General features: G+C 57.5%; 19 protein-coding genes and 1 pseudogene. 3 read left to right on the top strand and 17 right to left on the bottom strand.

The genetic code is table 11. The features are described from left to right. Positions 1–36 precede the first annotated feature (36 nt). Positions 37–771: an NPCBM/NEW2 domain-containing protein gene (locus FPZ49_RS18225; protein WP_144849580.1), complete on the bottom strand. Its 735-nt coding sequence runs from the start codon at positions 769–771 to the stop codon at positions 37–39. 191 nt (positions 772–962) lie between these two features. On the opposite strand from FPZ49_RS18225, the pseudogene FPZ49_RS18230 reads away from it, so the two are divergent. After that, positions 963–1,395, top strand: a pseudogene (locus tag FPZ49_RS18230) (cell wall hydrolase). A gap of 48 nt (positions 1,396–1,443) precedes the next feature. Next, positions 1,444–1,854: a spore coat protein GerQ gene (gerQ, locus tag FPZ49_RS18235; protein ID WP_144849582.1), complete on the top strand. Its 411-nt coding sequence runs from the start codon at positions 1,444–1,446 to the stop codon at positions 1,852–1,854. A gap of 338 nt (positions 1,855–2,192) precedes the next feature. On the opposite strand, the gene FPZ49_RS18240 is transcribed toward gerQ, so the two are convergent. From FPZ49_RS18240 to FPZ49_RS18295, 12 genes are all read right to left on the bottom strand, one after another. Further along, positions 2,193–3,122, bottom strand: a complete 930-nt coding sequence (locus tag FPZ49_RS18240; protein ID WP_144849584.1) for an AEC family transporter — start codon at positions 3,120–3,122, stop codon at positions 2,193–2,195. Between the two features lie 3 nt (positions 3,123–3,125). After that, complete coding sequence (locus FPZ49_RS18245) at positions 3,126–4,007, bottom strand: sugar phosphate isomerase/epimerase family protein (protein ID WP_144849618.1); 882 nt, start codon at positions 4,005–4,007, stop codon at positions 3,126–3,128. Between the two features lie 9 nt (positions 4,008–4,016). Next, positions 4,017–4,751: a creatininase family protein gene (locus tag FPZ49_RS18250; protein WP_144849586.1), complete on the bottom strand. Its 735-nt coding sequence runs from the start codon at positions 4,749–4,751 to the stop codon at positions 4,017–4,019. A 48-nt stretch (positions 4,752–4,799) separates the two neighbouring features. Next, positions 4,800–5,708, bottom strand: a complete 909-nt coding sequence (locus tag FPZ49_RS18255; RefSeq protein ID WP_261381476.1) for a Gfo/Idh/MocA family protein — start codon at positions 5,706–5,708, stop codon at positions 4,800–4,802. Positions 5,709–5,723: 15 nt separating this feature from the next. Continuing rightward, positions 5,724–6,785: a Gfo/Idh/MocA family protein gene (locus tag FPZ49_RS18260; protein ID WP_144849588.1), complete on the bottom strand. Its 1,062-nt coding sequence runs from the start codon at positions 6,783–6,785 to the stop codon at positions 5,724–5,726. A gap of 32 nt (positions 6,786–6,817) precedes the next feature. After that, entirely contained in the window at positions 6,818–7,348 is a 531-nt protein-coding gene (locus FPZ49_RS18265) for a chromate transporter (protein WP_144849590.1), read from the bottom strand. An 11-nt stretch (positions 7,349–7,359) separates the two neighbouring features. Further along, positions 7,360–7,980, bottom strand: coding sequence for a chromate transporter (locus FPZ49_RS18270; RefSeq protein WP_144849622.1), 621 nt, complete (start codon positions 7,978–7,980; stop codon positions 7,360–7,362). Positions 7,981–7,999: 19 nt separating this feature from the next. Continuing rightward, complete coding sequence (locus FPZ49_RS18275) at positions 8,000–9,613, bottom strand: gamma-glutamyltransferase family protein (protein ID WP_144849592.1); 1,614 nt, start codon at positions 9,611–9,613, stop codon at positions 8,000–8,002. A 26-nt stretch (positions 9,614–9,639) separates the two neighbouring features. Then, the gene (locus FPZ49_RS18280) at positions 9,640–10,617 is read right to left on the bottom strand and encodes a Gfo/Idh/MocA family protein (RefSeq protein ID WP_144849594.1); all 978 of its coding nucleotides are present in this window, start codon (positions 10,615–10,617) and stop codon (positions 9,640–9,642) included. A gap of 119 nt (positions 10,618–10,736) precedes the next feature. Then, entirely contained in the window at positions 10,737–12,320 is a 1,584-nt protein-coding gene (locus FPZ49_RS18285) for an extracellular solute-binding protein (RefSeq protein ID WP_261381477.1), read from the bottom strand. Positions 12,321–12,363: 43 nt separating this feature from the next. Next, a complete protein-coding gene (locus FPZ49_RS18290) occupies positions 12,364–13,233 on the bottom strand; it encodes a carbohydrate ABC transporter permease (protein ID WP_144849596.1) in 870 nt (289 codons plus the stop codon). Beyond that, the gene (locus FPZ49_RS18295) at positions 13,227–14,207 is read right to left on the bottom strand and encodes an ABC transporter permease (RefSeq protein WP_144849598.1); all 981 of its coding nucleotides are present in this window, start codon (positions 14,205–14,207) and stop codon (positions 13,227–13,229) included. Before FPZ49_RS18295 ends, FPZ49_RS18290 begins: the two co-directional genes overlap by 7 nt. A 211-nt stretch (positions 14,208–14,418) precedes the next feature. Here FPZ49_RS18295 and FPZ49_RS18300 point away from each other — a divergent pair, with 211 nt between their 5' ends. Beyond that, positions 14,419–16,668 carry a helix-turn-helix transcriptional regulator gene (locus FPZ49_RS18300; protein WP_144849600.1) on the top strand — a complete coding sequence of 750 codons (2,250 nt, stop codon included), beginning with the start codon at positions 14,419–14,421 and terminating at the stop codon, positions 16,666–16,668. A gap of 214 nt (positions 16,669–16,882) precedes the next feature. On the opposite strand, the gene fdhD is transcribed toward FPZ49_RS18300, so the two are convergent. The 4 genes from fdhD to FPZ49_RS18320 form a co-directional block, all read right to left on the bottom strand. Then, entirely contained in the window at positions 16,883–17,695 is an 813-nt protein-coding gene (fdhD, locus tag FPZ49_RS18305; RefSeq protein WP_144849602.1) for a formate dehydrogenase accessory sulfurtransferase FdhD, read from the bottom strand. Positions 17,696–17,727: 32 nt separating this feature from the next. Further along, positions 17,728–20,082, bottom strand: coding sequence for an FdhF/YdeP family oxidoreductase (locus FPZ49_RS18310; protein WP_144849604.1), 2,355 nt, complete (start codon positions 20,080–20,082; stop codon positions 17,728–17,730). A gap of 148 nt (positions 20,083–20,230) precedes the next feature. Then, the gene (locus FPZ49_RS18315; protein WP_144849626.1) at positions 20,231–20,590 is read right to left on the bottom strand and encodes a DUF2294 domain-containing protein; all 360 of its coding nucleotides are present in this window, start codon (positions 20,588–20,590) and stop codon (positions 20,231–20,233) included. Between the two features lie 99 nt (positions 20,591–20,689). After that, positions 20,690–21,199, bottom strand: coding sequence for a GNAT family N-acetyltransferase (locus tag FPZ49_RS18320; RefSeq protein WP_144849606.1), 510 nt, complete (start codon positions 21,197–21,199; stop codon positions 20,690–20,692). Positions 21,200–21,704 lie beyond the last annotated feature (505 nt).

The raw sequence follows: 21,704 nt of genomic DNA on the forward strand, positions 1-21,704 counted from the left end.
CAGCAAGCAGAAAAGAGGGGATCATTTTTTTATAAGTTACTTGGACAAGTACGCGTTCACAAAATCCAGATTAATGACTCCGTAAGACGGGTCCGGATTGTCCATTTCAAAGCTGATCGTCAGATTGGTAACTCCTCTCACATCCAAAGCTACTGGAACAGGTGCATTTCCGTTTTTTAAGCCGGACACCCTTCGTATTTCCCTGCCATCTCCAGTAAATCGAATCGATCCATTTACTCCCTTCCATGAACGGTCATCCATGCCTACACTTCCGCCGAGGGAAGCATACTGGGCATTCAAGCTATAAGTAATCGTTTTCATCGTACTCGACTCGGTATCTTTTGAACGCTGCTGCGGCTGCAGGCTTGCCGCTAATCCACTATCAAAGACTACACCTTGAATTTTCAATGGATGAGGCTCCGGATCACGGATTAATTCATTAAACGCAATCGTTTTTGCAGCCCATTGCCCTGTTAAGGCTTGCGGCTTTAGAGAGGACAAGGCGATTTTGCCAGCGTCCCAATCAATCGAAAGCCCTGTGGCCTCCGCAACGGCCCGAACCGGCAAATAGGACGACCCGTCATAGACCAACGCGGATAATGGATGATCGTCCTTATCTTTTGGCTGCCAGACTTCCCCGTTTAGGGTAAATTTGATTTCGTTGTTGATAAATGCTTTGACCTCTTGGATATTGGATGCAGCCATTGCTCCGGCTCCGGCACTGAATAACATACATACAGGTAATAAGGTGAGCAGCATTTTTTTCTTCATCTCTAACCCCCCCCCCAGATTGGTACATGGAAAAATAAACCAGTTCCGGTTTCAGCTATACTTCGGCTTTTACTAGACATTTTCCTGCCTCATTGTCCTTTTTTCCCCAATCGTCGTCACCAAACGCCCACCTCCACCATAGTATGGATTGTGTGCTAAAGCCTATGGAGAAGGAAGTGATTCCAAGCGGTATGGCAGTGGTTAAAGCCAACTCCGAAGATATCAAACTCCTTGCACGACTGATGCGCGCAGAGGCGGAAAGCGAAGGCGATTTAGGCATGCTCATGGTGGGGAACGTCGGTGTGAACCGCGTCCGTGTAGATTGTTCCGACTTCAAAAACATCCGCACCATTCCCCAGATGGTGTATCAAAATCCCGGAGGGTTTGAAGCGACGCAAACAGGCTACTCTTACCAACGCGCGCGGGAATCGGATATCCGGCTAGCCAAACGGTCGATCAACGGTGAACGTCAGCATCTGGCCACCAATGCCCTGTGGTATTTCCGCCCGACCGGCGACTGCCCTGAGAACTGGTGGGATCAACCGAACGTCGGACGCTTCAAGAAACCATTGCTTCTATAGGCCGAAACCAGGAGAATGCAACGCGATTTACAACACGTTCTGATGCGGCGGCGGCCGCGACTTACTTATTTGAAGGAGGATTTACTGAATTATGTATACGAGCCCAACTGGAATGTCTCCCTACGGTTACCCGATGTCCCACACAGGCATGCAGCAGCAGCACCCTACCAGCTCCATGCCGCCTTCGGTACCGAGTGGTTCCCCCATTGCATCACAAGGCACCGCGGTGCCTATGCCGAGTATCGGCGGCGGCTTCGAGCAATCGTACATCGAGAACATTTTGCGTTTGAACCTGGGAAAAATCGGTACGTTCTACATGACGTATGAAAACAACTCCCAGTGGAACGCCAAAATTTTCAAAGGGAAAGTCGAAGCAGCTGGACGCGACCATATCATCATCAGCGATCCAAGAACCGGTATGCGCTATGTGCTTCTGATGGTCAATCTGGATTACATCACGTTCGACGAAGAACTCAAGTATTCGTACCCTGTTCCTCGATAATCACGCCACGCCAAAAAAAGGCCGCTCCTTGGTCATGATGACCGAGGAGTGGCCTTTTCGCTTGGGGTGGCACCTTAGTCTTAGCCTTAGCCTAGCGGAACTACGGTACGCTATTAGGCTGCAAAATGGCCAAGTGGCGGACTTAGCGGAACTGTGTTCCGTTATTCCAGCTGTTTCGGCGGTTTTGGCCGTTTTCCCGGGCTTTTGCTGCCAATAGCGGAACGTAGTTCCGCTATTCCGCAGCACCCCCCTGCCTCGGCGCGGGTAGCGGAACAGAGTTCCGCTATCGCTTGATCGAGGCGCTGGCTGTGCGGTCGGCGGCTGGCCATGAGTGCCGGCTACGCCCCGAGCCAAGCGAGCAGCAGAGGCACGGAGACAAGCGACAGCACGGTCGAGCAGGCCGTCGTCAGTGCGGCCAGCTCATCGTCTGCAGCGCATTGGGCGAACAGGATCGAGGCGATCGTCAGCGTCGGCATCGCCGACTGCAGCAGCACCACCTGCGCCAGCTCGCGCTCCAGCGCGGACAGCCGCAGCAGCAGTGCCACGGCCAGCGGCAGCAGGAGCAGCTTGGCGGCGAGCGGCACCGGCAGCAGCCGGTAGCTCACCTGCGCCTTCCGCCGCAGGAGCTGCGCCAGCAGCAGGCCGATGTACAGCATGGCCAGCGGCACGGTTACGCTGCCGAGCATGCCGAGCAGCTGCAGCACAAAAGCTGGCGGCTCCAGCTTCAGCGAGGCCAGCAGCAGGCCGGTGACGACGGCCAGCATCGGCATGTTGAGCACGGACTTGATTCCGTGCCGGAAAGAGACCCGCTCCGTCTTCAGCCAGAAGACGACGAAGGTCCAGAGCACGAGATCCAGCCCCATGTCGAACACGGCGGCCAGCAGCGCGCCCTTGGGGCCGAACAACAGGGCACACATCGGGATGCCGATGAAGCCTGTGTTGCCCAGCCCGCCCAGCACCGCCAGCTCCTTGCGCTTGGCCGCCGAGATCCGCAGCGGCAAGCTGGCGGATAAGCCCAGGACGATGCCCGCCGCATGGACGCCAAGGGATAGCAGCAGCACGAGCCCGATCTGCCGAAGCAGCGCAGCGTCCACCGGCAGCTGCAGCAGGCTGCTGAGCATCAAGCAGGGCATCGTGACCTGCATAATGAGCGTCACGAACGCCTGCTTGACCTCGCCCTCGAAGCGGATCTTGCGGGACAGCGCCGCTCCGATGGCGACCATGGCGGCCAAGGCGCCGATCAGCGGCAGCAGCGCGGGGAACAGCATAGGCTACTGCGCCGCCGAATCAGACACCGCGATCCCGCCGAATAAGCTGCGCAAGCCCTCCAGCGTTTGCTTGGTGCCGTCCATTTTCGTGCCGCCCGGCGGCACATAGTGCGTTTCGATCACATAGAGCCCGCGGTAGCCATCCGCCTCCAGATCGTGGATCTGCCTCACGTACGGCACACGCCCCGAGCCGATCGGCACGCAGCGCGGCTTGCCCGAAGCAGCGTCCACGACTGCATCCTTCAGATGCACGTGGCCCAGCAGGTCCCTCACCTCGTGATATACCTGAGGGTAGGCCCAATACTCGCCCTGCGCTTCATTGCCCGGGTCCCACAGCGCCCGCAGCGCCGGGGAGTCGACCGCGCGCACCAGCGCTGCCACTTCGAAGGCATAGCCGCCGTTGCAGGAGCGCTCGTTTTCCAGCAGCAGCGTAACGCCGGATCGCTCCGCCACCCTGGCCGCCCGGCTCAAATGCTGCACAATCTCCGCGCGGTACGCCGCAGGGTCGCCCTCCCGCCAGAAGGAGAAAATCCGGATGCGGCTGGTGCCGAGCATCGAAGCAATTCGGATGGTCCGCTCCAGCTTGGCAAAATGCGCCTCGACACTCTCCTCCGCCTGCCCGAACACATCCCCCGTCTCTACCGGTCTGGAAGGATCCAGCAAGCACTTGAACAACGGCGACGCGATGGCCGATACGCTAAGCCCTCTATGCGCGGTCTCCTCAGCCGCCCGCTTCACCTGCTCGTCGGTCAGGTTCGAAACGTTAATGCCGTCCACCATGCGAATTTCCACGTGCTTCAAGCCCTCGGCCACAATCCAATCCAATGCTTCCCTAAAATCTGCGCTGACTTCATCGCTTATGACGCCTAACCGGTCCCAGATCATGATCTCCACCTACTCTCCCTTCCGCTCCCGCACCTTGGCATGGTAAGCCTCAAGCCGTTCCAAATACTGAAGGGCCCCGTCCACCATAATATCCATCAGCTTGGCTCCCTTTTCCACCGTCCCGCTTTCAGGGAAGCCCCAATAGCCGTCCTCTGACAAATCCATCACGTCAAAATAGTCCATATAATCCTGCAGCTGAAACTGCTTGTCGTTTAGCTCCTTCACCTGGCCCACAAGCTCCGGACGCAGATGCAGCATGATCGACGTTTCCTTTTCCCCGGCGTGAATATCGTGATGCTTGTGATCAACAACCACCTGCTGCCGCTCAGCACCGGCGGAGGTGTGGATCAGAACCGTTTCCAGACCGCTCAGATCGCGGTTCAGCTGGCGGATGGTCGGCTTCAGAATCCAGTTGCCGCCGTGCCCGTTGATCAAGATCAGCTTCTCATAGCCCGCCTCGTGCAGGCATTCGGCGATATCGCGAACGACCAGCGCGAGCGTGGTCGCCTTCAGATACACCGTCCCCTTCGCCGAGCGGTGCTCGATCGAGGAGCTAATTGCCACCGGCGGCAGCAAATAGGCGCCCAGCCGCTCCGCTACCCGCGCAGCCATCTCGGAGCTGATCATTGTGTCCGTCCCCACCGGCAAATGACTGCCATGCTGCTCCACCGCACCGATCGGCAGGACAGCCACCTTCAAGTCCGCATTTTCAAAATCGGGCCTCGCATTGTTCATTGTTAGCATCGTGACACGATCCTCCCCGGTTATTTATTCCTTGGCGTCCGCCGTCTGTTACAAAACCACGGTTTTGCCGCCGGTCGCCCGGCTTTCGTTCGCCGCCTCGATAAACCGCACAATCTCCAGCGTTTCGGCGGGATTGATCGGCACAACGCCCGTAGTAAACATCTGCATCGCCTGCCCCACCGCTGCGGCATAAGCACGCGTACTGGACCGCTCTACATCAACAAACCGGGTGCTCGCCGTGCGATGAAGGAGGCCTCCCGCTGTCTTGTTGCCCATCCGATTGCCGCGGATCGTCCCGATCCGACCATCCTTCCAAACGCCGACCACCAGGTCATGGTCGTCTCCCGTTGTGGCTGTCACGTGCGTGCAGCCTTGGCCCAGCGCGCGATACAGCATATCGACGATGTGAATCCCGTACCAGAACAGCCCCGGCTGCGTCGGCTCGAGCGGCATCGGGCCGTACATATCGGCGCCGATGATGTCGCCCTCGCCGGTTCGCTCCAGCTCCTCGGTGAAGCTGGCGGAGAAGCGGCGGGACGAGCAGCTCATCCACTTGACGCCATAGCGCTCGGCCAGCTGGGCGATATCGCGCGCAGACCGGCTGTCCACAGCCAGCGGCTTGTCAATGAACACCGGCTTGCCGTACGGGGCAATGCGCCGGAACAACTCCCGATGAACCCTGCCGTCCACCGACATTAAAAAGATGGCGTCGCTGCGCTCAGCCACTTCCTCCGCGGAGCCGACGAGCTCAACGCCGTACTCGCTTTGCAGCTCGCTCGAGAACCGGTCGATTCGAGAATAGCTCGCTTCGAAATCCGCAGAAGGCACTCCGCGGTAAGCCGTCACGATCCGTCCTCCGGGGATGTGATTCTCGTGCTCAGGTGAGTTCAGCACCTTCGTAAAATGCGACACATGCGACGTATCCAGACCGATCATGCCCAGCTTCAAGGAACACATGTAGGGTCAACTCCTCTAGTTATTAGGCTGCAAAAGTACTTCCTTGCCCGTTCGCGACGACTCATAGATGGCTAAGATCAGATCCACCGCTTTGCGCGCTTCCTCGCCGGTAATGAGCGGATCGCGGTCCTCGCGCACGGCACGGATAAAGTCGTCGAGCAGAATAAAATGCCCGTCGTTCGGAATATCCTTCGGATCGCCGGAATTGGACCTTGCCCGCGGTTTGACCGCAGGAATCGGCTCATCGCTGTCCATAAACTTCCACTGGGTGAAGCCGTTCTCGCTGAATACGATAGTCCCCTTCTCCCCGTGGATCTCGCAGCGCGCCTGCTGGGACGGATACACAGAGGTCGTACCCTGAATGACGCCGAAGGCGCCGTTCTTGTACCGCACCACCGCCACGGCGGTATCCTCGACCTCGATCTCACGGATCAGCGGGGCTGAGTAGGCAAAGACGGAATGCACGTCGCCCATAAGCCAGACGATCTGGTCGATACCGTGCACGCCCTGATTCATCAGCGCGCCGCCGCCATCAATCGCCAAGGTGCCACGCCAGCCAGCACTGCGGTAATATTCGGGGCTGCGGTAATATTTTTGATAAACATCGCCCATCACGAGCTTGCCCAGCTTGCCTTCGTCGATCGCTTTTTTCGCCAGCATCGTGGATTCCGTCACCCGGCGCTGATAAATGCAGCCCAGCTTCAGGTTCCGGCTGCGGCACGCGTCGATCATCTCCGTCATCTTCGAAGAGGTGATGTCGAGCGGCTTCTCGCACAGCACGTGCTTGCCCGCCTGCGCAGCGGCAATCGCCACGTCGCCATGAAATCCGCTCGGCACCGTGACGCATACGGCGTCAATATCGTCCCGCTTCAGCATGGCCTCGTAGTCCGTGTACGTTTGTGCGTTAGGAGCATGCTCGGCAGCCAGCTTCTGGGCCTGCTCCGGCAAGACGTCGCAGATCGCGACGAGCTCCGCCTCCGGATTTTCCTTGATGGCGCGGGCATGAAACGGAGAGATGACCCCCGCTCCGACGATGGCAAACCTCATTTTTCCCGGTTTCGATTCCGATCCCGGCATGGCCTGTGTTCCCCTCTCGATCCTAAAATGGGTTAAGCAATAATCAGTGCGCCATACAGCAAGGCTCCGACAATGACATAGGGAGGCGAAATTTTCCAGCGTTCTAAACAAAGGTAGCCAATAACACTCAGCAGGACCGTATGAATGATCCCCGCATGCTGCCAGGAGGAAGCCAAAAATTGATACGCCAAGACGGCCAGCATGACGCAGATCGCCGGGCGAATGAGCAGTGTCATTTGCTTGACACGCGGGGAGTGACGGTACTTATACAGCAGCCCGAGCAAAAAGACCATCGCGAGCAGCGACGGGGCGACGGTAGCGAATAAGGCGCTCAGCGCGCCCAGGATGCCCCCTTGCTCGTAGCCGATGTAGCCGGCCATTTTGGTCGCGATCGGCCCCGGCAGGGCATTGCCGATGGCCAACACCTCGCCGAACCGTTCCACCGTATACCAGCCGTAGGAACCAACCACTTCATTTTGAATCAGCGGAATCGAAGCCGGTCCTCCTCCGTAGCCCACGATGGAAGGAATGAAAAATGCCATAAACAGCTGAATCCAGATCATGCCTTCTCCCCCTACAACGATTCGCTCTTCTCGGATTGGCGGGCTGCCCCTTTGCTACGCCGTACCCGCACCGGCATGGACAGCACCCTTCGAAGCTCCGGTCCGGCCAGCCCGTACACAATGAGCGCGCCGATCAAGAGTCCCGGGTGCACATCCAGCCCCTCCATCAGCAGCAAGCTCGCTGCCGTTAGGATGATGCAGCCCTTCCAGCCCAGCCCCGCCTTCGATTCCTTGAACATCGAATTGGCGAGCGGCGCCAGCATGACTGCGATGATGGGCGCGATCGCTTCGGTCATGCCCTTGACGACCGGCGACTGGCGGAACGCCGCAAGCAGCCCGGCCAGCCCCAGCATCATGACCACGGTCGGCGCCACCGTTGCGATAATCGCGTTCACAAGGCCGAGCCAACCGCCCTGCTTGTAGCCGATGTAGCCCGCCATCTTCGTCGCGATTGGTCCCGGCAGCGTATTGGCCAGCGCCAGCACGTCGCCGAACGCCTCATCGGTCATCCAGCCATACCGGGTGACGACCTCGGTGTGAACGAGCGGGATCGAGGAGGGCCCCCCGCCGTAGCCGAGCAGACCCGCCCGGAAAAAGCCGATGAAGATGTCGCGCTGCAGCTTCAGATCCATTCCGCTTCCTCCTTGCTTGCTACCACGCCGCAATGTGCCCGTCCGTACGCTGCTCCGTACCGCCCATGAGCACGCCGCTCACGGGATCGCGCCAAATGATTTGGCCGCGTCCGAAGCTGAGCGACGACGGGTTGCGCACAATCTGATGCCCCTTGCGCTGCAGCGCCTGGGCGATATGGTCGGGGAAGCCCGGCTCCAGCTCGACGGTCTTGCCTAGCTTCCACTGCCAGCGCGGAGCGTCGAGCGCCGCCTGCGGGTTGAGATGAAAGTCAATCGTGTTCATGACGAGCTGCACATGCCCTTGCGGCTGCATGAAGCCGCCCATGACACCGAACGGCCCGACCGCTTCGCCATCCTTGGTCATAAAGCCCGGAATAATCGTGTGGTACGATTTCTTCCCAGCGACCAACGCGTTTGCCTTCTCCGCATCGAGCGAGAAATCCGCCGCCCGATTCTGCATGGCGATTCCAGTTCCGGGAATGACCACACCGGAGCCAAAGCCCATGTAATTGCTTTGGATCAGCGACACCATGCCTCCGTCTCCGTCTGCTGCAGCCACATAGACCGTGCCGCCCTTCGGCGGCTGACCCGGCTTCGGCTCGAGGGCCATATCGCCGATCGTGCTCGCGCGCTCCTCAGCGTACGCGTCTGCCAGCAGGCTGTCCGTCGACACCCTCATGCTCGGCGCATCGGTGACATGCTCGAAGCCGTCGGTAAAGGCCAGCTTCATCGCTTCAATCTGCCGATGGTACTGCTCCACATCATCCCGCCCGGTCACCGGAAGCCGCTTCAGCATATTGAGCGCCATAAGCGCCACGATGCCCTGCCCGTTCGGCGGAATTTCCCAGATGTCGTAGCCCTTGTAGTTCACCTTGATCGGCTCCACCCACTCCGGCTTGTACCCTGCAAGATCCGCCGCCGTCAGGAAGCCGCCCTTCTCGCGGATGTAAGCGTCGATTCGCTCCGCCAGCTCCCCGCGATAGAACGCTTCGGACCTTGTCTCGGCAATCTTGCGCAAGGTCGCTGCATGATCCGGATAGCGAATATAGTCCCCGGTTCTCGGATAGCGGCCGTCTGGAGCGAAGGTCGTATACAGATGCTCAAACTCCGGGCCCTTCTGCATCTTGTTGAACTTGGTGAACTCATACTCGTACAGCGCGCCCAGCGTCACGGACACCGGGAAGCCCCGCTCCGCATACTCGATCGCAGGCTCGAACAGCGCAGCAAAGGGCAGCTTGCCGAACCGGCACGACAGCTCCACCCACGCTGCTGGCGCACCCGGCACCGTCAGCGGCACGATGCCGTACATCGGCATCGCCTCGTACCCGCGCGCCTTCACGGCGTCAATGGCCAGCGCCTGCGGCGCCGTTCCGCTGCCGTTGAGCCCATGCAGCTGGCCTCCCATCCACACCAGCGCGTAAAGATCGCCGCCGATCCCGTTGGACGTCGGCTCCAGCACGGTCAAGCTGATTGCGGTCGCAATCGCGGCATCGACCGCGTTGCCTCCGCGCTTCAGAATATCCAGCCCCGCTTGCGCAGCGAGCGGCTGGGAGGTCGCCACCATCCCGCGGGAAGCGTAAGTGCACGTCCTGCGGGAGGCATTCGGATAATAATGCGGGTCAAAAGCAACCATAGCTCGTCGTCTCCCCTCTCCTGTTCCTAAACTAGCCGTACCGCTTGCTCTGTCCCGGTCTCGCTCGAGCGATACACGCTCTCCAGCACCGAGATGACCGTCCGCGAATACTCGCCGGAGCAGTCCAGCTCCGCCCCGTCCTGAATCGCGGCCATCAAATCCTTCAGCTGCCGGGCCAAGGGCTTGCCCAAATCCTCCACAGCGACCTTCTCGTACACGCCGTTGCGGCTGATTTGCAGCCCTTTGCCCGTCTCCAGCTTGAGCATGCCCTTCGTAAAAATAAACTCCGTTTCGTTGCGCGAAACGCCGAGATAACCGGACTGCGAGATCGTGGCCGGCACCCCGATGGACGTTTCCGCCAGAAGTACGCCGCTGCCTTCGATATCGCCCCGGTCACCGTAATGGCTGACGAACGCTTTTACTTTCGTAACTCGGCTGCCGGTCAGCCACTGGATTTTATCGATGGAGTGTGCCCCGAGGTTGGTGAAGATGCCCCCGCCGGCCTTCGCCTTTTCGAAAAACCATCCCGGCCGGTCCGCCCGGTAGTAATTGACGTGACGCATATCATTGATCATGACTAGCTGTCCCAGCTCGCCGCTTTCGATGATCCGCTTCGCCGCCAGGTTATCCGGGTGGTAGTGCTGCGTATGTCCCACCATCAGCTTCACACCGTGCCGATGGGCCGCTTCGATAATCGCGTCGCATTCCTCAACGTTCAGCGCCATCGGCTTCTCGAGCAAAATATGTACGCCCCGCTCCGCGCAGCGGATCGCCACTTCCTTATGCAAAAAATGCGGCAGCGCCACAACCGTAATTTCTGGCTGCGCCTCCGCAAGCATCTCCTCATAATGGGCGTAAGCACGAACCCCGAATTCCGCCGACAGCTCCGCTGCCCGCTCCGGGTTCACTTCCACAACTGCCACCGCTTCCAAGCCTTCCACGTCGCGAGCCGCCTCCAGGTGCTTCACGCCGATCGTACCTCCGCCAATCACTGCTAACTTCATGCTTGTTCCCTCCCAAGGTCGTTAGAAATAAAAAATAGAAATAGCCGGGGCCCTCCGGCAGCACCCTCAGCGCTCCCCGAAAAGCCCCATGCTAATAAAACCAACCGTCATCTCAGCCTTTACTTAATCTTGGCATTCGACATCCGCTGGAAGGCGGCGCGGTCCGCTTCAAGCACCTTATCGACGCCGAGCTTTTTCGCCTCATCGACATATTTGCCCCACTCATCCAGACTGCGCTGGCCCAGGATGAATTTCGCAATATTTTCTTCCCGGTGCTTGTTGATTGCTTCTCCGGCGGTCGCCATCAGCTCCATCTCTTTCTCATTGTATGCAAGCTCCGGCTTCAGCTTGTCATCATACGGCCGAGCATCGGTGTAAGCCTTCTGCAGCTCCGGCGAAGACAAGGACAAGTGGGCGTCATAATCGAACCAGGTATACGTGGCGTAGGTGGACAAGCCGGTTTTTTTCCGCATATCCGCTACGTCCGTGTAGTTCTCGATAAACTTTTTCTTGCCGTTCTCCACCTTGTATGTGGTGCCCTCTTTCCCCCAGCTGAACGACGCCAAGGCATCCTCGGAGTAGAAGTAATCCATGAATTTCATGATGTCCTTGATCTGCTTGGACGTGGAGGCTACCATCGGCCCCGACACCTTAAAGTGGGTGTACGCATTCAGCGCTTTCCCTCCCGGACCCGCCGGAGGCGGCATGAACGCCAGGTTGAAGTCTTTGTTATCCTTGCGCAGCGGCTGGTTGAAGAAGTCGATCCGCCCGATATAATCGTTTGTAATAAAGCTGCGGTTGGTCGAGATCAGATCCTGCCACTGCTTCGCGTCTACCGTTAACCAATCCGGAGGGATCAGCCCTTCCTTGTAAAACTTGTTCATGTACTCGACCGCTTTTTTGTAATTGTCCTCGATCGCGCCGTAGCGCCATTCCTTCTTGTCGTAATCGTAGTAGAACTCCTCGCCCGTGCCGAACTCGGCCGCCAGCGTCCGCATAATTTTCACTTGAGCGCCGGTACGGAACGAGAACGGATAGCTGTTCGGATAAAGCTCCTTCAGCTTCTTGAGCACGGTATACAGCTCATCGTAAGTCGTCGGCGCCTTCAGTCCGTTCTTTTTAAACACGTCTTCGCGGTACAGCCACGTCGTCCGGTTCGTCTCGGCAATACCCTGGTTCGGGAAAATGTACATTTTCCCGTCCGCCGACAGCGAATATTTCGTATCGTCCGGGTATTTATCCATCCACTTCTTGAAGTTCGGCATATCGTTCACGTAATCCAAAATATTAGCCAGCGCACCTTGCTGACCGTATTTATCCGCGAGCGACTTACTCGGCGAATACATGATGTCCGGCATGCTGCCCGAAGCAATCGCCAGACTTAAGCTGTCCTCGATTTTGCCGGAGGGAACCTGGACGTCCAGCGTGACGCCGGTCTTCTCCTCAATCCATTTCCAGACCGGCCAATCCTTGTTGTACGGCCAGCTGGGGTGCGAATCGTCGAGCATCTTGAATGTCAGCTTCTTCGACGGATCGAGCAGCTTCGAGGTCGTACTTCCACTCGCGCTGCCACTGCCTGCCCCGCTGCCGCTGTCTCCAGCCTTCGGACTTGTGCTTCCGCCGGAACCGCTGCCGCTCGAACAGCCTGCGGCTATGGCTCCGGTCATGACGATGGACATGATTAACGATACTCCCTTTTTCAAAGCGTTCCCCTTCTTTCGATTGGAATGGAATCAGCCTTAAGCTTTAGCCTTTGACGGAGCCGATCGTGACGCCTTTGACAAAATACTTTTGCAGGAACGGATACAGCAGCAGAATCGGAACCGTCGACACGATGATCGTGGCGAATTTGAGCGACTCCTCGACGATGAGCGAATCACCTCCCACACTGCTCACATCGCCATTGACGATTTGACCGGCGAGGACGATATTGCGCAGTACGACCTGCAGCGGGAACAGCTCGGCTTTGCGGAGATACAGCAGCGCGGAATAGAAATTGTTCCACATCCCCACCGCGTAAAACAGCCCGATTGTAGCGAGCGACGCCTTCGACAGTGGGAGCACCAGCCGGACGAAGATGCCGATATCGTTCAGCCCGTCGATGCGGCCTGCCTCCTCCAGCTCCTTCGGGATGTTCGAGAAAAACGTCCGCATAATGATCAGATTCCAGGTACTGACCGCGGTCGGCAAAATCATGCCCCAGATCGTATCGACGATGCCGACCTGCTTCACCACGAGAAACGTTGGAATCATGCCTCCGCTGAAAAACATCGTGAATACGATCATAAGCGTAAACGTCTGATGAAACAGCATGTGCTTCTTCGAGATGGCGTACGCGCCCATCGCGGTGATGATCAGCGACAGCACAGTAGAAACGACGGTGTACACAATCGTATTCACGTACGCACTGCCAATGCGAGGGTCCTTCAGTACGAGCTTATACATATCGAAGTTAAGTCCCTTCGGCCACAGGCCAATCTCGCCTCGCATCACGTAGATGTCCTTGCTAAGGGAGACGGCGATCATGTACAGGAACGGATACAAGGTGGCTGCCACGACGAGCAGCAAGCAGATGACGATCAGCACATTGGCTAGGCTCCATTTTTTGGCTACCATAAGCTCGTTTCACCTACCTTGCGGCTCAAATAATTGGCCGAATAAACGAAGATCAGGCTCACGACGCCGCCGAACATATCGATGGCCGTCGCATAGCTGTAGTTCCCCTGACTGAGACCGGTGCGGTACACGTAAGTGCCGATGATGTCGGCCGTTTCATAAATCGCCGGATTGTAGAGCAGAAACACCTTTTCGAAGCCGATTTCCAGCACCTTGCCGATGTTCAGAATGAATAAGATGACGATCGCCGGCGCGATGCCGGGCAGTGTGACGTGCAGGACGCGCTTCCACCGGCTGGCGCCATCCATTTCCGCCGCCTCGTACAGCTGAGGGTCGATGGCGGTCAGCGCCGCCAAATAAATGATCGTTTCCCAGCCGACATGCTGCCAAATTTCCGAAATGACGTAGATCGGCCGGAACAGCTCCGCTCTCACCATGAAATTGATCGGCTCCATGCCGAGCCATTTAATGATGTGGTTCACGATCCCGCTGGTCGGCGATAAGAACATGACCACCATGCTCGCCACCACGACATTGGATATGAAGTGCGGCAGGTAGCTGACCGTCTGCACGAACCGCTTGAACACCGCGTGCTTCAGCTCGTTGAGCAGGAGCGCGAGGACGATCGGCGCCGGAAACCCGAACACCAGCTTATTCACGCCGAGCAGGAACGTATTGCGCAGCAGCTTGAAGAAATCCGGATTCTCAAAAAACAGCTGATAATACTTGAGTCCGACCCACGGGCTCGCCCATACGCCTTTAAATAAGTTGTAGTTTTTAAACGAAATGACAATTCCGAACATGGGGAGGTACTTAAACACGATATAGTACAGGAGACAAGGCAGGAACAGCAGCAGTAACAATCGGCTTTGCTTGAATCGCTTCCGCAGACTCGGCGCCGTGGACCGAGCTGCTTTCACTTCGCCGGGCCGCAGCACGTCCGTCCGGGAAGTCGTCACATCTACAGTGGGCATACGCATTCTCCTGTTCCTCTCATTTTTGTGAAAAGGTGTTGACTTTCGCTTGGTAATGCCTATAGTAAAAGACAAATTCCCGAATAGAAATCAGCAGATTTACTGGTTCTGGACGAATTTACGGATAATCCGAAGATGTGTGAAGGATCTATAAAAACGACAAGTCCAAGCCCTATATAGTAAAATCCCCTATCGAACGGAGCGAGCCCGAATGCAAACCATTCTTCGCTTTAGGCAGCTGTCCCGATCCTTATTCATTCGCTTGCTCGCCAGCTTTACGCTGATCATCGTTTTGCTGTCTTCGTTCAACTACTTGTCCTTCACCTTTTTCCGTACCCAGCTGGAAGAGGAAATCATTACGTATAACAATTTGAACCTCAAGCAAACGACCGACAGCTATGAGACGCATCTTCAGCTCATCGCGAATCTGGTGCTCGGCTTTTATTCCAGCGACCGGGTGCAAATTTTATATAAAAACCCCTCCGCCTATAATCTCGCCAGCGACATCCGGTCCGATATCCAGAACACCGTTAACAATCCGCTGCTGTATATGGAGAACTTGATGCTGGTGTTTAAGGACACGAACTTCATCTTGGAAAAAGAGGGCTCGTCCGCTCCGGACACAATGTTCACGAAGTTTTACAGCAGCGACGCCTACCCGTATGAGTTTTGGCAAAAGCAGTTTGATGCTCCGCTGTTCTTCAATCTGTATCCGGCCGCCCCTTTTTACTATAAAACCTTTAAAAGCGTCCCAGCTCCCAGGGGAACCCTGCTGCCGGTCATCATTAAAAACAAGCTGACCCCCGGACTGTACATGGTCGCCTTGCTGGATGCGGAGAAAGCGTACAAGGCGTTTCACCGCTCGATCAACGACAACTTTGTCATGCTCGACGAACAAGGCAAGATCGTCTACTCCTCCGCAGCCGAGGCGTTCGGGCCGCTCCCCGAGCTGAAGAACGGGCATGGCTATGTGCAAAACGGCAACTATTATTACTTTTATACGAAGGGTGACTATTCTGGGCTGACGTACGTGAATATCATTCCGACGCAGGAGATCGGCTCGAAGGTTTCCCGGCTCAATCTGACGCTGTTCACCTTGCTGCTCGTCGCGATCGCCATCGGTATCGGCACCTCGGTCTTGTTCAGTCTGCGGTTCAACAACCCGGTGAAGAAGATCATCGATTCGATCCGGCAGCTCAACACAGGCGAAGCCGCAGCCACCGGGCTTAGCAAGGACGAATTCGAGCAAATCAACACAACCATCCACAGCCTGTTTAAAACCAATAAAGACATTCACCAAGTGCTGGACGAGAAAAATTCGCTGCTCAAATACTACGCCATCACGAACAAGGTCAAAAATATTCACAGCCAGTACGACGACTTCAAGGAGCTTGCGCCGAATGGCCGGCCGTTCCGCTTTGTGCTGTTTCAGCTGTATTTTACCCCTCGGTTCTATGAGTTCGCCGAGGTGGGAGAGGCGCGCGCCACGTATTTTTCCCGGGAAATTATTCGGCAGTATATGTCCACGTACTACAAGGATGCGCACACCTTTCAAGTGGAGAACGATCAGATTTTGACCGTCGTGTTTAATGGGGAGCAGGTGCAGGAGGAGGAGCTTTCCGTTGTTTTGAACCGGCTGAAGGAGGTCTTCGACCACGATAAGGAAATTTGCTTCCTGACGATCGCGCTGAGCCCGTTCTATCAAGAGTCCGCGCAATTTACCGTCGCTTATGAAGCCGTATTGGAGCTGGCCGAGGGCCGAATGCTGAATGCGGACACGCAAATTATCGAGCAGCCGCCAAGGTCCGGCGAGCCGTTCACGCTGACCCCGTCGCAGGAGCAGGAGTTCGAAGCCAATCTGCGGGGCGGCAATGATGAAGTGGTGCTTCGGCTCGTTAGGCGGGTGCTGGGTGCGATGCAGAAAAAAGGGGCGACGGCGGGGCAAATCAAGCGGCTGTGCAAGGACCTGCTGGACAAGACGCTCACCACGCTCGCTCTGCTGAACATCGACAGCAAGATCGGCGGGGAGCAGCTCGAACTGCAGCGTCAGGTGCTAGCGTGTCACACGCTGGAGCAGCTGGAGACGCTGATGATGCAGGCGCTCAGTGCGGCCTGCGAGCTGGTTCGGCTGCGCAAGGATCAGCGCGACCCCATGGCCCGCTTCGTGCTCGAGTACCTGGAGCAGCATTATCACGAGGATATTACGCTCGATTCGGTGGCCGAGAAGCTGGACATTTCCGGAGGCTATCTCTCCAGCTATTTTAAGGAAAAGACCGGGCATAATTTCATCGATTACGTGCATGAGGTGCGCATTACCAAGGCCAGGGAGCTGCTGCTCCAATCCGAGCTGAAAATTCAGGAGGCGGCGTCCCAGGTCGGCTACCACAATCTGAACTCCTTTAACCGCATGTTCAAAAAGTACACCGGCATGACCCCCAGCGAATTCCGTCGCAGTTCTTAAAATGCGGGCCGGGGAGAAGGCCCCTGTGGCCATTAGCTGCTTTGAAGGCACTTATTCGCTAATATCGAGGAAACTATAGTGGAATAGCTGCCTTTGCGGCAGTTACAGACCAGCCATCGCCTCCGGCTGCCGAAAAAGCCCGATTTAGCTGCTCGTTGAGCAATTAAATCGGGCTTTGCTTGTCTGCGGGTGAATTTAGCTGCTCGTAGTGCAGCTATTGCTCCGGCGATCGATGCGCGATCCGCTCCGCGTGGGTGTACACATTGAAGGCGTCGCCCCGGATAAATCCGACGACCGTAATGCCGAGCTCCTCCGCCAGCTGCAGCCCAAGCTCGGTCGGTGCCGATTTGGACAAGAGGATGCCGACGCCAATCTTGGCGGCTTTGAGGATGATCTCCGAAGACATGCGTCCGCTGAACGCGAGCATCTTCCCCTTGAGTGGGATGCGTTCATGGAGGATGTGTCCATACAGCTTATCGAGAGCATTGTGCCGGCCGATGTCGGTGCGGACGGCGAGCAGCCGATCCGCTGTGCACAGCGCGGCATTGTGTACGCCTCCCGTGCGGCGAAAATCATCCGAGCTCCGCTGCAGCTCGCGCATCAGCCCGAGGCACTGCTCCGGGGTCAGCTGATTTGGGCGGACAGGGATCGTCTTCGCCGTTTGGGCGTCGTTGTGGAAGTAGAATTGGCGGCTCTTGCCGCAGCAGGATCCGAGAAAGCGCTTGTTGTACCAGTCCTTTCCCCGGGTCTGCGGGTTGACCAGCGTCACCTCGGCTATACCTTGCTCGATGTGCAATGCGAGGCTGCGAATGTCGGCTGCGGTGCGAATCATTCCCTCCGATGCGAGAAAGCCGATCGTGAGCTCCTCGAGCTCGGTCGGCGTGCAGACGAGCGTCGCGAACTCTTCGCCGTCCACGCGGATCGTCAACGGACGCTCGGTGACGACCTCGTCCTCCTGCTCGTGCAGCCGTCCTCCCTCATATTTCAGAATGCGGCGTACCGCTGTTACTTTTTGTTCCGGTTCCAAGGTGGTCACTCCATTCTGGTGAGGCACCGCAGCTACTGATCAACCGCATCCTCGAGCTCGACGATTCGCTTCTCGACATACCTTGTATCCTTTAGCGCAAAATACGTTTCCGCCTTCTCCACGATCGCTGCGGTAGTATACTCCGGGATTCCGGCGAATGGCTCGTATACTCCTTTTGGAATCAGACAGTTACCTTCGGGCCAGTGCACCTCGATATTGCCTTTTCGCACGTTGACCGTCTTGGCCTTGCCGTTCATCCGCCCGTACCGGTTATACACGACGATCGGATCGCCGTCCTTCAGATTCAGCTCGGCCGCATCCTCTCCGCTGATGAGCACGTCGTACCGATCCGCCGCATTGAACGGGTCCGTCTCGCTGTAGATCATCGAGTTGAACTGCTTGCCGCGCCGCGTCGTCACGTGAAAATGCCCCTCCGGCTTACGCAGCTCCGGCAGCTCAATCGGCAGCAGCTGCCCGCGCCCGTCCGGTGTCGGACAGACGCCGCCCTCGCACAGCCAGGCGCCGCCCCATTGAAACACATCGCCGCGCCCTCGCAGCTGCTGAATGCCGTCGTAGTATGGCGCCGCTTTCGCGATTTCCTCGCGAAGCTCGGCGGCGCTGCTCATGCGCAGGAGCGCCTTGCCCTCCGGCTTAATTCTCGCCGCCAGGTCGGCGTAGATCGCCCACTCCGCCCGCGCTTCCTCGATTCGCGGACCCTCGATCTCGGGCGAGAAGTACACCATCCGCTCCGTCGAGGTGGAAGTCCCCCCGCCGGGCTGCTCGTAGCGCGTCATCGCCGGGAGCACGATCACCTCTTCCCGCGCATCCGCCAGCGTGGAGGTGTTCAGCACGATGTCCTGATGGACGCGGACATCGACGCTCTCGAGGCACTGCCGGATGAAATCCGGGTCCGGCATCGTTTCGAGGAAGTTGCCGCCGGAGGTATAGAACACCTTCAGCTTCCGCTCGTGGTCCTCGGGCAGCAGCGCATTCTCGAGCGACACGCCGACGATATCGCCCTGCCACTCGGGCAGCTTGAAGCCCCAAACCCGTTCAATGCGCTCGATGTCGGCGGGCTTGAACTCGCCGCCGGGCAGGCTGAACGGGTCGGCCCCCATTTCGCCGGAGCCCTGCACGCCGCTGTGCCCGCGGATCGGCATCAGGCCGCAGTGAGGCCGGCCGAGAAAGCCGCGCAGCAGCGCGAGGTTTGCGACCTGCGAGATGTTGTCCGTGCCGAAGCGGTGCTGCGTCAGCCCCATACTCCAGACGAACACGGCGGACTTCGCCCCCGCCAGCAGCTGAGCAAACTCCCGCATGCGCTCCCGGCTCAAGCCGGATGACCGCTCCAGCAGCGCCCAATCCTGCTTCAGCACATGCGCCTTCAGCGCCTCGATGCCATTCGTGTGCTCCCGCACGAAGGTATGATCAATCGCCGAGCCCGGCTGATTCGCCTCCATCTCGAACCAAATCTTCATGATTCCGTTCATGAAGGCGATATCGCCGCCGATGTTCACTTGATAAAAATCATCGGTCAGCTTCGTGCCGAACAACGCCGATTCCGGGATGGATGGAATCCAATATTTTTCCATCGACGGCTCGTAATACGGGTTGATCGCGATGATCTTCGTGCCTGCCCGTTTGGCCGCGTACATATATTTCGTCGACACCGGCTGGTTGTTCGCGGCAACGCTGCCCCAGAACACCAGCACGTCGGTGCCGATCCAATCCTTGTAATTGCAGCTGGACGCCCCGATACCCACCGAGCGCTTCAGCGCCGTTTTCGACGGAGAGTGGCAGATGCGGGAGGCGTTGTCGATATGGTTCGTTCCGATGAAGCGCGCCACTTTGGCTGCTGCGTAATACGACTCGTTCGTGATCCCCCGCGCCGTCAAATAAAACGCCAGCTGCTTCGGGTCGATCGCCCGGATTTTGCCCGCGATCCGATCCAGCGCCTCGTCCCATGACAGCCGCGTGAACCGTGTCTCCCCCTTCCGCCGGATGAGCGGATACGGGATGCGCCCCAGCTTGCGCAGCTCGGTGCTGTCCATTTGGCGCAGCTTAGCGATGTCCTGATGCAGCACCTGCGGACGAATCGCCGGCATCGTGCTGAGCCGCAGCACATTCAGGCGCGTGGTGCACAAATGCGGCCCCTCCAGCGTGCGGTCGTACAGTCCGGACACACCCAACGCACAGCCGTCGCACACCCCCTGTGTCAAAATCCGGTACGCATACGGCAGCTGGTCGCGGTTTTCCCATGCGATTTTGGCCATGTCCCTTATATGATGTGGCTTGACCTGCCCTAATCCGAACGGTACCTTGCTCACCCACAGCTTCGGCTCGAGCCGCTTAGGCAGCTTAATTGGCCCCGTATGCTTCGTGCTCCCCATTTTTGTCATCCTCCATTCCATTTTCGGGCATAAAAAAGCCGCAACAACCAAACCCTTCTTTAGATCAAAAAAAAGGATTCGACAGTTACGGCGGTTAGTCTTGAGCAGGTTCGCTGCTAAGTGCCAACGGCACAGGTATGCAGTTAGGTTATGAGAACTTGCGCTGAATATCCTGATCGAATACGAACACGGACATCGCAAAATCCTTCTCCAAATCAATATCCACGAACAGCTCCACGAATTTCGCTCCGAGCAGCGCTTCCATCTCGACCGGCGGGTGGCTTCGATACAGCTCCTTCACCATCTCCGTTCGGGCGCCGCGCAGCAGCTGCTTGCCGTCCGTCCCGCCGGAGACGATGAACCTCTCCACCGGCGATAGATTGCCTTCCATCTCGCAAATCGCCCAATGCTTGCAGAACGTTGTCCGAATGACGCTCGGCCCCTTGCCCATGTGGCGCTTTCGAAACGCTTTCACGAGATTGCTGAACTCCGCCTCCACCTTGTTCATGCCCACGGAATCCCTCTTTTTCAACGAAGTCTATGTGTCAAATAGTACCATGCGGTCGGATGAAGTTCAATATTATTTCGGTGGCGATAGGGCTGCTAGCTATAGCTGCTTGTAATAGTACACCGTTTCGTGCAGGCTTCCGTCGGCGGACATCGCGTAATTCGGGATGCGCCCCGCTTCGATGTACCCCAGCGATTGATAGAGCGTGTTGGAGGGATCGCCCGCCCTCGTATCCAGCACCAATAGGCTGCGGCTTTGCTCCTTCGCCGCGTTCTCGAGCGTCTGCATAAGCCGCTGTGCGATGCCTTGTCTGCGGTGCTCGGGATGCACCATCAGCTTGGCCACCTCGGCGCGATGAACGGCATTCGCTTTTAGCGCCAGGTGCAGCTGCACCGTGCCCACGATGCGGCCCTGCTGAACTGCTGCCCACATGACCACGCCGGGCTGCAGCACCCCGCTCCAGTAGGCTACCGCATCTTGATGGCCTACAGGCGGCAAAAAGCCAATCGATGCCCCGTCCTCGACCACGTGAATCAGCAGCTCGGACAATGGAGTGAGAGCGGCTGGATCGATAGAGTGAAGCTCCATAGTGGTGATTTCGTTGCTCATGTGCATCTCCCTTTCGGTGTGTGGTTGCTGTCATTGTTTTACTTCTTCGACGGCTCGGGCCATGCTTTCCTTAACAGTGTACCACCTTTCGACCATCTCCCCAATGTCACACCAAAACGCGTCGCCCGCTCAGTCTGCGAACCAACTAACACTAATCTTGAGCCTAAGTACACAAGTAGTGTCAGCCGATTCGTACATGATCTAGAATCGCATCCGCGGCAGAGTACCGATGAGATAGCGGAACTCAATTCCTCTATTTGGGGTTCGTTTGGGGCGCCGGCGGACGTAGCGGAACTACGTTCCGTTATTTGGGTCGAAATCCCGTAAGGGGAGAAAAACCATGAGAATAACGGAATACAGTTCCGCTAAATCGTGAGATCAGGATGATGTAAAATTGTTTGTGTACCAAGATTTGGAGCCTTTCCAGGCAGCAAAAAAGTAGGGTATTCTCGGGATTGCTGAAGTCACCAAGAAAGGAACCCTACTCATGGCAACTATACACCCA

Origin of the sequence: Paenibacillus cremeus, from assembly GCF_007786445.1 — a bacterium.
GTDB classification, from domain to species: domain Bacteria; phylum Bacillota; class Bacilli; order Paenibacillales; family NBRC-103111; genus Paenibacillus_G; species Paenibacillus_G cremeus.